At 67.9% G+C, this 12,690-nt stretch carries 11 protein-coding genes and 1 pseudogene; 11 read left to right on the top strand and 1 reads right to left on the bottom strand.

Features of this window, described 5'->3' with window-relative positions; translation table 11 throughout:
- Positions 1–11: 11 nt before the first annotated feature.
- From Aple_RS02230 to Aple_RS02250, 5 genes are all read left to right on the top strand, one after another.
- Positions 12–1,124, top strand: coding sequence for a fatty acid desaturase family protein (locus Aple_RS02230; RefSeq protein ID WP_155342707.1), 1,113 nt, complete (start codon positions 12–14; stop codon positions 1,122–1,124).
- A 216-nt stretch (positions 1,125–1,340) separates the two neighbouring features.
- Complete coding sequence (locus tag Aple_RS02235; RefSeq protein WP_246264036.1) at positions 1,341–2,318, top strand: tyrosine-type recombinase/integrase; 978 nt, start codon at positions 1,341–1,343, stop codon at positions 2,316–2,318.
- 117 nt (positions 2,319–2,435) lie between these two features.
- The gene (locus Aple_RS02240) at positions 2,436–3,515 is read left to right on the top strand and encodes a hypothetical protein (protein ID WP_155342708.1); all 1,080 of its coding nucleotides are present in this window, start codon (positions 2,436–2,438) and stop codon (positions 3,513–3,515) included.
- Positions 3,509–4,204, top strand: coding sequence for a Tn3 family transposase (locus Aple_RS02245; RefSeq protein WP_155342709.1), 696 nt, complete (start codon positions 3,509–3,511; stop codon positions 4,202–4,204). The genes Aple_RS02240 and Aple_RS02245 overlap by 7 nt, the downstream gene beginning before the upstream one ends.
- A gap of 135 nt (positions 4,205–4,339) precedes the next feature.
- Positions 4,340–4,678 (top strand): FAD-dependent oxidoreductase, encoded by a 339-nt coding sequence (locus Aple_RS02250; RefSeq protein ID WP_218038074.1) that lies wholly within the window; start codon positions 4,340–4,342, stop codon positions 4,676–4,678.
- 224 nt (positions 4,679–4,902) lie between these two features.
- On the opposite strand, the gene Aple_RS53080 is transcribed toward Aple_RS02250, so the two are convergent.
- The gene (locus tag Aple_RS53080; RefSeq protein WP_218038075.1) at positions 4,903–5,595 is read right to left on the bottom strand and encodes a serine integrase family protein; all 693 of its coding nucleotides are present in this window, start codon (positions 5,593–5,595) and stop codon (positions 4,903–4,905) included.
- A 1,174-nt stretch (positions 5,596–6,769) separates the two neighbouring features.
- On the opposite strand from Aple_RS53080, the gene Aple_RS55985 reads away from it, so the two are divergent.
- The 6 genes and pseudogenes from Aple_RS55985 (at position 6,770) to Aple_RS02285 (ending at position 12,670) form a co-directional block, all read left to right on the top strand.
- Positions 6,770–7,711, top strand: coding sequence for a nitroreductase/quinone reductase family protein (locus Aple_RS55985; protein ID WP_308805491.1), 942 nt, complete (start codon positions 6,770–6,772; stop codon positions 7,709–7,711).
- 298 nt (positions 7,712–8,009) lie between these two features.
- Positions 8,010–8,273, top strand: a pseudogene (locus tag Aple_RS02265) (transposase); the annotation flags it as partial.
- Entirely contained in the window at positions 8,270–8,629 is a 360-nt protein-coding gene (locus Aple_RS02270) for a transposase (protein WP_155342713.1), read from the top strand. The pseudogene Aple_RS02265 and the gene Aple_RS02270, both read left to right, overlap by 4 nt.
- 336 nt (positions 8,630–8,965) lie before the next feature.
- The gene (locus Aple_RS02275; RefSeq protein ID WP_170321241.1) at positions 8,966–10,117 is read left to right on the top strand and encodes a sugar ABC transporter substrate-binding protein; all 1,152 of its coding nucleotides are present in this window, start codon (positions 8,966–8,968) and stop codon (positions 10,115–10,117) included.
- The gene (locus Aple_RS02280) at positions 10,107–11,684 is read left to right on the top strand and encodes a sugar ABC transporter ATP-binding protein (protein WP_155342715.1); all 1,578 of its coding nucleotides are present in this window, start codon (positions 10,107–10,109) and stop codon (positions 11,682–11,684) included. The genes Aple_RS02275 and Aple_RS02280 overlap by 11 nt, the downstream gene beginning before the upstream one ends.
- Before the next feature lie 98 nt (positions 11,685–11,782).
- Positions 11,783–12,670: an ABC transporter permease gene (locus Aple_RS02285; protein WP_170321242.1), complete on the top strand. Its 888-nt coding sequence runs from the start codon at positions 11,783–11,785 to the stop codon at positions 12,668–12,670.
- Positions 12,671–12,690: the final 20 nt, after the last annotated feature.

Genomic DNA, 12,690 nt, shown 5'->3' on the forward strand with positions numbered 1-12,690 from the left:
AAGGAACACACGTGACCGACACAGCACATCTCACCCCGGCCGACATCGAGGAGCTCGGCCGTGAACTGGACAAGATCCGCCAGGAGGTTCTCGCCGACCTCGGCGAACGGGACGCCCGCTACATCCGCGCCGTCATCGCCGCCCAGCGCACGCTGGAGCTGGGCGGCCGGGCGCTGCTGCTGGCCGCCTGGCTACCGCCCGCCTGGGCCGCCGGGACGGCGGCACTGGCCACCGCGAAGATCCTGGAGAACATGGAGATCGGCCACAACGTCCTGCACGGGCAGTGGGACTGGATGCGCGACCCGAAAATCCACTCCACCACCTGGGAATGGGACATCGCCTGCCCGGCCAGCCTGTGGAAACACTCCCACAATGTCATCCACCACACCTGGACCAACGTGCTCGGCAAGGACCGGGACATCGGCTACTCGGCGTTGCGGATCACCCCGGAGCAGCACTGGCATCCGGTCTACCTCGCCCAGCCGTTCTACAACGCGCTGCTGGCCCTGTTCTTCGAGTACGGCATCGCGATCTACGACCTCGAACTCGAACGCGTCGCCTCCGGGGACAAGAGCCTGACCGAAGCCCTGGCCCAGCTGCGCGTGGTGGCCGGCAAGGCGCGACGCCAGATCATCAAGGACTACCTGGCCTTCCCGCTGCTCGCCGGACCGGCCTTCCTGCCCGCCCTGCTGGGCAACCTGACCGCGAACCTGGCCCGCAACGTGTGGGCCCACACCATCATCTTCTGCGGCCACTTCCCCGACGGCGCCGAAGTCTTCACCGAGGACCGCCTCCAGGGCGAAACCCCGGGTGAATGGTATCTGCGCCAGCTGCTCGGCTCCTGCAACATCGACGGCGGCCGCCTGTTCCACATCATGAGCGGCAACCTGAGCCACCAGATCGAACACCACCTGTTCCCCGACCTGCCCAGCAACCGGTACGCCGAGATCGCGCCCCGGGTCCGGGCCCTGTGCGACCGGTTCGGCCTGGCCTACACCAGCGATTCCCTGACCCGCCAGGCGGGCTCGGTGTGGAAGCGCGTCCTGCGGCTGGCACTGCCGGGACCCCGCGCACGGCCACCGGCGGTCACCCCGCCGGCCAGAAGGCTCCATGCCGTGGCCTGACCGGAAGAACTGTGTCGATGGCTGAGCGGCTCAGGGCTCGTGACACCGGATGCCGTGCGGAGTCGCTGGCCACCACCCGGACCGGCAGTGTGACACAGAACTTAGATTATCTGTCACACTGGCGCTCGTCGGATCGTGTCCGCCCAGCTCGCCCTCCGCCGCCGGGAGGGCGACTCGGCAACATTATGTGTCACATCGCCTGTCAGGAGGACGCCCGTGTCCGTCGTGGCCTTCCCCGGCCAGCCCGACTCCGTCCCCGACCCAGCCACCGGCGCGACGACCGGCATGACGACGATGGTCGCGGTTGAGCGCTTTCTCGACTCCATCACCGCGACCACCACCCGCGTCGGCTACGCCGAGACCCTCGCCCGGCTGACCGCTGTGGCCGGCCCCGCACATCCCGTCGCCACCCTGGCCCCCGAGCACTACGCCGAGGTGATGGACCGCTGGAAGACCGCGGCAGCCGCCACCTGGAACCGGCACCTGTCCGCTCTGTGCTCCTTCACCACCTGGGGCCAGCGCCAGGAACTGCTGGCCACCAACCCGGCCCGGCGCCTGGAACGCCGCAAACCCGCCCGCCGCGGCGACCGCGCCATCCCAGCCGCCCGGCTGGAGACGCTGTTCACCGGCCCCGCCCACGCCCTGCGGGAACGGGTGCTGTGGAGGCTGTTGTACGACACGGCCGCCCGCGCCGAGGAAATCCTCACCCTCAACGTCGAAGACCTCGACCTGGAATTCCGCCGCGCCCGCGTCGTCTCCAAGGGCGGCGCCCTCGAATACGTGCACTGGGCCACCCCCACCGCCCGGCTCCTGCCCCGCCTACTGGCCGGCCGCACCGGCGGACCGGTGTTCCTGGCCGACCGGCGCGCTCCTGCCTCCGGACCCCGCACACCCGCAGCCGCCGACATCGACCCGACCACCGGGCACGGCCGGCTGTCCTACCCCCGCGCCGAATACCTGTTCAAGACCGCCTCGGCCACGCTCGACCCGCACCGGCAGGGATGGACGCTCCACCAGCTCCGCCACAGCGCGCTCCAGCATCTGGCCCAAGCCGGCCGCACCGCGCCCGAACTGCAGGCCAAGAGCCGCCATCAGCACCTGGCCAGCCTCGGCCGCTACGTCCGCCTCGGCGAAGAGACCTCCGCCCGCGTCACCGCCGAAGCCGACCCCATCCAGCGCCGCCGTCCTCGCTGACCCTGCCGCCTGTTGACACCGTAAGCGAACCGAGACCTCAGCCATAGAGCCGTGCATTGTCGCAGGTCAGCGGTATATCCGTTGGAAATTTCTTCATTGCTACCGGGACCCCTGCTAGTGCGGCTGGTCGGGGAGGTGCGGCGGGCGGAGAACGAACGGCTGCACGCTCTGCTGGCGGGCCGGTTGCCGGACGGCATGCGGCAGGCGCTGGCCGGGTTGCTGACGGTGCCGGAGGGGGCGCGCCGTTCGGAGCTGGAGCGGCTGCGCACGCCGCCGGTCAAGGCGTCGAGCCGGGTGATGGTCGAGGAGCTGCGGCGGGTGGCCGAGATCGCCGGGCTCGGCGTGGGCGCGGTGGCCACCGATCCGGTGCCGGCGGTCAAGCTGGCGGCGCTGGCCCGCTACGGGCTGGCCGCCAAGGCGCCCACCCTGCGCGACCTGGCCGAGCCCCGCAAGGGCGCGACACTGCTGGCCACCGTGCGCCACCTGGAGACCTCCTCGGTCGACGACGCGCTGGACGTGCTGGATCTGCTGATCACCTCCCACCTGCTGGCCCGCGCCGAGCGTGCGGGCAAGGCCGAGCAGCTGCGCACCTTCCCGAAGTTGCGTAAGGCAGCGCGGACCATGGCCTCGGCGATGGAGGTGCTGATGACCACCCCCGAGGCCACCGAAGAACGGCTGGTGTCGCTGGTGGAGGCGTGGAAGGCCATCGAGGAGGTGGTGCCTCGCGAAAAACTGGCGGCCGCGGTGGAGACGGTGGCCGCCTTCGTGCCGGTCACCGATGACGACGCGGCCGCCGAGTGGCGGGCCGAGCTGGTCAAGCGCTACCGCACGGTGCAGGGCTTCATCGAGCCGCTGCTGACCACGATCCGGTTCCGCGCGCTGGAGGCCGGGACCCGGGTGCTGGCCATGGTGGGTGCCGCCGCCGTGATGGCCAAGAGCCGCCGCCGGTACGGCCCGGACGACATCACCGCGCACGAGCATCTGATCACCGGGTCGTGGCGGCCGCTGGTCTATCGCAACCCCGACCTTCCCGACGGGCAGATCGACAAGGCCGCGTTCGTGCTGTGCGCGCTGAGCACCTGCACCAGGCATTACGCCGTCGGGACGTGTTCGCCGAAGGGTCGGAGCGGTGGAGCGACCCGCGGGCCCGCCTCCTGGACGGGGATGCGTGGGAGCAGGCCCGGCCCCGCGTGCTGATCTCGCTGGAGCAGGAGATCGAACCGGCCGGGCACCTGGCTGAACTGGCCGGCGCGCTGGAGGGCGCGTACGCGCGGGTGCTGGACGGGCTCGGCGTGAACACCGCGGTGCAGTTCGTCGGCGGCCGGCTCCAGCTGGAGCGGCTCGGCGCGCTGGCCGAGCCGCCGCTGATGAAGCAGCTGCGCGCGCTGGTGGACGGGATGCTGCCCTGGGTGGACTTCCCCGAGCTGCTGCTGGAGGTCTTCGACCGCACCGGCCTGCCCGCCGACTTCACCCACATCTCCGGCGCCGACACCACGATGGAGGACTTCCCGATGAGCCTGGCGGCGTTGATCGTGGCCGAGGCGTGCAATGTCGGCCTGGTCCCGATCGAGAAGCCGAACGTGCCCGCCCTGACCCGGGCCCGGCTGCAGCAGGTCGACCAGGGCTACCTGCGCGGCGAGACGATCGCGGCGGCCAACGCCCGCCTCATCGCTACCCAGGCCGACATCGACGTCGTCTCCGCTTGGGGCAGCGGGCACATCGCCTCCGCCGACGGGTTGCGCTTCGTGGTCCCGGTGGCCAACCTGCACACCGGCAACAACCCGCTCTACTTCGCCCGCCAGCGCGGCGCGACCTGGCTGAACGTGGTCAACGACCAGGTGATGGGCATCGGCGGGCTGGTGGTGCCCGGCACGCTGCGCGGCTAAGAAGATCGCTGAACTCGTCGCCTTGTAGGGGTGGGAACCGAATACGCCAGAAAGGGCCCGCGAGGCCGGGTAGTGGCTGATCGGCCCGCTTTGCTCAGCCGGACATGATCAGCCCAGCCGGACGTGAGGGCAGAGGTGTTTCTGCCTGTAGCCACCGCTCTGGCCGAGCTCGGCCGCGGGTACGGGGTGCGGCGGCACGACGGGACCCCCGTGCTGGACTGGGCCCCGGACGGCGAGGGCGTGGTGGTGCGCACCCCGCACGGCGCCGTGCGGGCCGCCCGCCTGGTGGTCTGCGCCGGGCCGTGGACCGGGTCGCTGATCCCGGCGTTCGCGGACGTGCTGCGCGTGATCCGGATCGTCAACATCCACGTGGGGTCGTCGGTCCCCTCCACGCTCGCGCCGCCAGCCCTGGGCAGCTTCTCCGTGGATGTCCCGGATGTCGGACCACAGCGCTGGTGCAGCGGGTCGGTGTAGGGCTGCTCGACCCAGGCCAGTCCGCAGCGGCGGCAGGGCTGGTAGTCGACGGCGAACACGGCCTGGCCGTCGAGGTGGGCGGCACGCTCGCGCTAGCCGGGCCGCTCCTGCGAGGCTGTATCCCCACCAGCCGGAGGCGACCGGAGCCTCCTGTGGCTGGTTGAGCCTTTCGCCGCTGATCCATCGCAGGGCCGCGCGCCACGAACCCAGGCCGGACTCACGACTCACCGTGCCGGCCTGCCTGGCCAAGTGCCGGGCCACGCCCTCCCTGCCGGTGCGGTGAGAGCGGTGTCGAGTCGTTGCTGGTAGACCCGGTAGGCCTTGCGGTCGGCGGAGGCCGCGCCCTCGGCGCCCAGGGCCGCCGCGGCGGCGAGCAGCGACTGGTGGACCTGCGGGGTGGCGGTGAGGTGCAGGGTGAAGCCCTGGCCGCGCCGCACCTCGCGGCCGGCGGCGATCGCGGAACGCTCGGCCTCACCCAGATTTTCGTTGCTGCGTAGGTGATTGGCGAGTTGGCCGGGCATCTCCAGCACCACCGGTACCGGCTCGCCGGGCTGCCGCGGCGCACGTCCGGGCTGCAGGTCGGCCACAGCGGTGCGGATGGCAACCCGGCTCACCTCGTGTTCGCGGGCAAGCGCGGCGATGCTGGCGCCGTCGCGAAACGCGGTACGCACGTCGTCCAGGACGCCGAGCTCCACGACGCGGGAACGGCGGCCGGAGCGGCTGCCCGTGTCCCAGGCAGCGACAAGACCTTCTCGGGTGAGTTCGTTCTGCAGGTCGCGCTGGAACTGCCCGACTGAGACCAGCACGTTGACCAGCATGGTGGTGGTCGCGTCGGTGGCGGCCAGGTCGACGATGCCCGACAGCGGCCCGGACAGCACCCGCAGCGCCGTGCCGTGGGCGCGGCACCACTCGCGCACGGCGAGTGGGTGCTCTGCTCGTCGGTCGACACCCGCGTGTAGAACAGCTCCGCCATGCCCGGAAGCTCCCGTTTCTGTCGGTGCGCCCTGTTGATCATGGTTCTATCTGTCGCCAAACCCTGTCGTCAACTCCGATCGGATCTCATTGGATCGGAGGACCTGTTTCCGCATGATCGTCGCGTTCTCGGTGCCCTGTCGTCAAAGGGTCCTTTGAAGACGACAACGGACGACCATCAGGGATGTCGCGAATGCGCACAAAGCGGTGGCACCTGCTTGCTCGGTTGCGTCCGGCACCGGCGACCTGCTGCTGGTACCACGGCGGTGATCAGCACGGATCCCGGCGATCGGCAGTTCGAGCTGGCGGAGGCCGCAGCCGTGGAGGGCGTCAGCGGCTGGCACCGCTGGCCGCACCGGTGGCCGCACCGGTGGCCCAGGGCCTGCAGGGTCGACGAACGCCACATCCGCCGGCGTCAGCGTGAAGAACCGGGCTAACTCGTCCCGGCCGATCTCCGGGAACTCCCGCAGAAGCTCAAGCTCCTCGTCCGCGAACACCTGCGTCGCCACGCACGACGCTACCGCAGATAATCAGCCACTATCTGCGATAGCTCATCAAGATCAACCTCCATCGCTAATTTCTGCACTCAGCCTCCTCGAAGGCCTTCCTATCTCAAAACGACAAATCCACAACTGTGCGTCAGCGGCGGGAAGCCACCGCTGGTGGTGGGGTGTGGGACTGCTCCTCGCTTGACGTGGCCAGAAGTTACAACACCGCGACCTAGCGGGCGTTGACATGGCCCAATTAAAATGGGACGTTCGCAGAACGCACACTAGAGCGCGGTGTGCACACGCCTAAGTTATGCTGCCGGTTCAACCTTTGCCGAGTGGTGATCGCATCCCCGCACGTGCTGCCATCGCAACAGCGATTGGAGAAGTAAGCGGATGTCGGGACTGGGCGGTCGTACCGCGTTCATTGCTGGCGGCCCGCGTGGACAGGCGCGTTCTCATGCGGTGCGTCTTGCTCGAGGCGCGGACGTAGCGCTCGTCGACCTCCCCAAGCCGGTCGATTCGGTCGCCCCTATGAGCCCGCATCCGAGGCAGACATGAGAAGAACAGTTGCGCTGGTTGAAGCAGGGTGCCCGTTGATCGAAATGACCGACGCCTGAGGGGAACCGGAGTGGGAGACAACAGCCAGGGCCTGGAGCAGCGGGTCGCTGAACTCGAGCGAGCCGTCACACGCCTGAACGACATCGTCGAGATTCAGCACTTGCTCGCCTCCTACGGCCCCTCGGTGGACAGCAACTCCATCGACCTGGCAGGAGAGATCTGGGTCGAGGACGGCATTTACGAAATCGACGGCTGGGAGCTGGGGAACCGGCAACAGATTCGCGACATGCTCTACAGCGAGACGCATCAGGAGTATGTGCGCGTCGGCTCGTCCCACCAGGTCTCCCCGCCACGGATCACCTTGCAAGGCGACACGGCCGTGGCCATTACTTACCAGATCCTCATCGCCAACGGCCCACACGGTTTCATGATCCGCCGTCTGACCGCCAACAGATGGGCCCTGGAACGTCGGCCCGAGGGGTGGCGGGTCCGTCGTCGCACCAACCGGCTGCTCAACGGATCCCCGGCAGCCCGACTGCTGTTCCGACACTCGTTGCAGGGTGTCGACGACCCGCTCGCAGTCTTCGAGGAGGAGTACGAACCCACTCCGCGGGACTTCGCTCGCGAGCAGGTCGAGCTGTTCGAACGCTCGAACGGAACCGAGGGGAACACTATGCAGGATCGTCCGATCGTGGTGCTTACCACGATCGGACGGAAGAGTGGGAAGGTCCGCAAGAGCCCTCTAATACGCGTCGAACACGACGGTCAGTACGTCGCGATCGCCTCATACGGCGGCAGGCCCGAGAACCCGGAGTGGTACGGGAACCTTCTGCATCAGCCGCAGGTCGAATTGCAGGACGGCGCGACCAAGCGGCGTTACCTGACGCGCGTGCTCACCGGCGCCGAGCGTGACACCTGGTGGGATCGCGCCGTCGAGGCGTTCCCGACCTACGCCGAGTACCAGTTGAAGACGGCTCGACGGATCCCCGTCGTGCTGCTCCAACCTTTGTGAGGACACTCGAGCTTCTCGTCGACCAGCTCTGCATTGCGTTGTCCGACTCCTTCCAGACGGCGTTGAGGAGTCGGACAACTTCACTGGCTCAGGATGAACCGAACCGCGGGGGAGCTGGCCTGCCCACCAGCCCAGATCCCAGACCGCCCGCCATCATGGGGCCGAGGGCAAACTAGGGCCTATCTGACGGATCTTGTAGCGGGTACGGTGTGGCGTGGCCGGTGATCTGTCCGATGTGGAATGGGCGCGGTTGGCGCCGCCGTTGCCGAGCATGGTTCCGTAGCGTGGTGGGCGTTGGCGTGATCACCGGCAGGTGATCAACGGGATTCTGTGGCGGATCGACAATGGTGCGAAGTGGCATCAGGTGCCGGAGCGGTACGGGCCGTGGAAAACGTGCTATCACCGCTTCTCGCAGTGGGAGCCTGACGGGACGTGGGCGCGGATCGAGCAGCGGTTGCAGGCCGATGCCGACGCTGTTGGGGAACTGGAGTGGCGTGCCCAGGTCGACGCCACGATCGTGCGGGCGCATCAGCATGCCGCTGGAGCGCGTAAAGGGGGTTGAGCGCGGATGAATCACGTGCCGCGCAGGCGATCGGCCGGTCCCGGGGTGGGTTGACCACGAAGGTGCACCTCCTGGCCGAGGGTCGCGGCCGGAGCCTGGTCAAACGGCTCACCGCCGGGCAGGCGGCGGATACCAAGGAGTTGGTGGCGCTGCTCGACGCGGTGGCCGTCCCGCGCCCGGGCGGGGTGGGCCGGCACCGCAAGAAGCTTGACCATCTGACCGCGGACAAGGCCTACGGGTCGAAGGCCAACCGCAGGTCGCTGTGGGCGCGGGGTATCCCGCACACGATCCCGGAGCGGGCTGGCTCCGCGCGAAACGCGACCGGGCAACACCATGATCCGTCAGATAGGCCCTAGGCATTCAGGGCCGCTCACATGGCGGTGCTCGCCAGTCCGCGTCTTTGTCAAGGCGCCGTGGCCGGCGCCTTGACCGCTGAGGACGATCGTGCTCGGCCGCGTGCTCTTCGGCGCCACGAGCAGAGAACAGGTATTCGCCCTGGCGAGGGAGCATCTCGGGGCGAAGTGCGGCACCTACGGACTTATGGTGCGGTGGCGGAGCCGCTGCCGCGTCCGTCGGCGCTCACGGCCGCGGAAACGTGTCCTCAACGTGATTGACGCCACACCTGCCCCCTGTCAGAGTTGGGCGTCCAACGCATGAGTATGCGTCCAGCGCACACAATCCTAGGGAGTAGCATGACAACGGAGTCTCGCCGCCTCGCGCTCGTGGCGTTTCTCGCCACTGCGGGCCTGCTGATCTCCGCGTGCAGTTCGTCCGGTGGCTCGCCCGGGGCCACTAAGAGCGGCGAGAACGGCACTGCGGCCGGGAACCCGGGCCTGAAGGAAGCCGCGGACTACATCGCAGCGAACGCAAGGAACCCAACCAGCATCGGCGTCTCCGACCTCGAGGAGGCCCCGCCGAAGGGCAAGAAGGTCATCATGCTGCTGGTCACCCCGCAGCCGATCGCCGCGCGGGTGGCTACCGGCATGCGCGAAGGCTCTGCGGCCCTCGGTTGGGACTTCAGCACGATCAACGCAGGTTCCTCGCCGGCCGATGCAATCAAGGCCTTCGAGGCTGCTCTGCAGAAGACCCCCGACGCGATCTGCATTTGTGGCACCGCTGACTCGACGGTATTCACGTCCCAAATCGCCGAGGCGAAGAGTAAGGGCGTCACCGTGATCCAGAACGTCGGCGCCGAAGGCCCGGTTGACGGAGTTCTGGCGAACGTGGCGGGCTCCGACCAGATCGTGCTCTACGCCAAGCTGGTGGCTGCCTACTTCATCACCGAGTCGGACGGCAAGGGCCGGGCTGGCCTCTTCAATATCAATGCGTTCCCGATCCTGAAGGCGTTCACCGGCGCCTTCATCGCCGCCGTCAAGACTTGGTGCCCGGGCTGCACGGTCGACGACCAAAACCAGCAGCTTGCGGACGTCGGCACGAAGACACCGGCCAACGTCGTCGCCTACTTCCAGCGCAACCCGCAGGCCAAGTGGGCCGTCTTCGGCAACGGCGACACTGCACTGGGTGTGAGCACTGCGCTCAAGACCGCCGGCATCTCGGGCATCAACATCATTGGTGAGTCTCCTTCAGCCCCTAACCTGGAGGCCCTCAAGACCGGTGACGAGAGAGCATGGGCGGGCTATCCGGTTGAAATGATGGGGTGGCGCACCATCGACGCCCTGGCGCGCCACTACGCCGGAGACGATGTCGCTGCCGCGGTCGCGGTACCACTTCCCGGCCAGATGATCACCAAGGCGAACGTGAACACGATCGCCATCGAGGAAGGCCAGTACGTCGCCGTGGCCGGATTCCGCGATCAGTTCAAGAAGGCGTGGCATGTTGGTTGAGTCGTCATCCGACGAGGATGCCGGGCTCTTCAAGGATCAGGTCACTCCAGCGCTGCAGGTGCACTCCGCCAGCAAGACCTTTGGCGGCGTGCGAGTGCTGGAGGACGTGAGCCTAGCGGTGCTTCCCGGAGAGATCCGGGCCATCGTTGGTGAGAACGGCTCAGGCAAGAGCACGCTGGTGAAGATCCTCGCCGGCTACTACGAACCCGATGCGGGCACTGAGGTGGCGGTGGCTGGGAACCCGGTCACCACTACTCACGCCGGTGAGGCGAAGAATGCCGGACTGCGATTCGTGCACCAGGACTTGGCCCTCGTCGACTCGCTCAATGTCGTCGAGAACCTCGGTCTGGGCAGAGGCTTCGGCTGTGGCCGCGGCCGGCCGGTCAACTGGGCTGACCGGCGCCGCGAAGCTCGGCAGAACCTCGCCGAACTCGGCTATGACGTCGACGTCACTGTCCCGACCGGGAAGCTGCAGGCCAGCGAAAGGACAGCGGTCGCGGTCGCCCGCGCGGTGGCCGAGCACCACTCAAGGCCGCAACTGCTGGTGCTGGACGAACCGACAGCCAACCTGCCCGGCCCCGAGGTAGAGCGGCTTTTCGACCTCGTCCGCAGGGTCCGCGACAACGGCGTTGCGGTCCTGTTCATCTCCCACCACTTGGACGAGGTGTTCGAACTCGCGGACTCGGTCACCGTGTTGCGTGGCGGCCGTCTGATCACCACGAGGCCGATCGCCGGCCTCGACCGGAGCACCCTCATCGAGCTGATCGTGGGCCACCCGGTCCAGTCCTCAACACAGACCGCCGTCGTCGACGAGCGCTCCGTGGTCCTGGAGCTGAAGTCGATCTCCGGCGCCACGGTTCACAAGCTCAGTGCCGACGTGCGAAAGGGCGAGATCCTCGGCATCGCCGGCATCACCGGCTCGGGCCGTGAGGCGGCAGCATCGCTCATCTTCGGCGGCCTTCCGCGGACTGGCGACGTCGTCGTCGACGGCCACTTCGTGCCTTCTGGCCGGCCAGACCTGAGCATCGGGGCAGGGATCGCCATGGTGCCAGCGAACCGGCCGCGAGTCGCCGTGGTCCACGGCCACACTGTGGCCGAGAACCTCACGCTGGCGCGTCTGAAGGACTTCAGCCAGAAGGGCTGGCTGCGTCGTCGAGAGGAGATGCGCACCGTCCAGGGATGGCTGGGCGAACTCGACGTACGTCCGCGCGAGCCGCACGCGTTGATGTCGCGACTTTCCGGCGGCAACGCCCAGAAGGTCATTCTCGCGAGGTGGCTCCGCCTGGAGCCACGAGTGCTGATCCTCGACGAACCCACTCAAGGCGTTGACGTCGGGGCCAAACAAGACATCCACGACCGAATCCGTGCAGCCGCCTCATCAGGCTGCTCGGTGGTCGTCTGCTCGACGGATAGTGAGGAACTGGCGTTGTTGTGTACGCGCATACTTGTCTTCTCCGGAGGACGTGTCGAGAGTGAGCTCCCTGGACCGGTCGAAGCCGCTGCGATCACTGCGGCGTGCCTGGCCGCCACGCCCGAGGCGCGAAAGACAGAAGAGGCCGGGGCATGACGACGTCAGTGGCTAGGGCCAAGCCACTGCAGCGATCGTTTGCCGAGAAACTCGCCTTGGATAGGTTCAGCGGGGTCCTCGTCCTTGCAGTGCTGGTGGTGATCTTCGGGACGGCCCTGCCGGACACCTTCCTGACTGCCACCACGTTGAAGGCAGTGAGCCAGAACCAGGCCGTCACTTTCATGGCGGCGCTCGCGCTGATCCTGCCCCTGGCCGCCGGCATCTTCGATCTCTCCGTGGCGGCCACGCTGGGAGTTGCCGTGGTTCTCTCGCTCAAACTGATCGAAGGCGGGACACCAGTCGTGCTGGCGATCCTCGCCACCTTCGGCGTGGGCCTAGTGATCGGCGTCGTCAACGGCGTGGTGATCGTGGGACTGCAGGTCAGTTCTTTCATCGCCACCCTGGGTATGTCCAGCGTCCTCGCCGCCATCGCGTACTGGATCACCGACGGCAACCAGTTGGTGGGGACGAATGACAACGCCCACAGCTTCACCAAGCTGGGCCAGGGCACCCTCGTCGGCCTCGCCTACCCGGTGTGGTACGCGGTCGTCGTCGCCATCATCATCTGGTACGTCACCGAGGCGACCACAGTAGGGCGGTACCTCTACGGCATCGGCGGCAACTCCGAAGCGGCCCGTCTCGCCGGTGTCCGGGTGAACTTGATCTCCTTCGGCTCGCTGGTGGCCTCCGGGCTCATCGCCTCCTTCGCCGGCGTCGTGCTCTCCGCGCAACTCGGGACGGGTGGACCGGATATCGGCACGCCGTATCTGCTGCCCGCATTCTCCACGGTGCTACTGGGTGCGACGCAGGTCCGCAACAACGGCCGAGTGAACGTGCTCGGCACCCTCGTTGCCTGCGTGCTCCTCGCGACCGGCATTTACGGGCTGCAACTCGCCGGGGCTCCGTCGTGGATCTCCAGTCTCTTCAACGGCTGCGCCCTGATCCTGGCCGTCGCCCTCTCTGTCCGCCTCACCCGTCGCCGGTAGCGGCGCCAACCGAGTGATCG

It is taken from the genome of Acrocarpospora pleiomorpha, assembly GCF_009687885.1.
In the GTDB taxonomy this organism is placed as follows: domain Bacteria; phylum Actinomycetota; class Actinomycetes; order Streptosporangiales; family Streptosporangiaceae; genus Acrocarpospora; species Acrocarpospora pleiomorpha.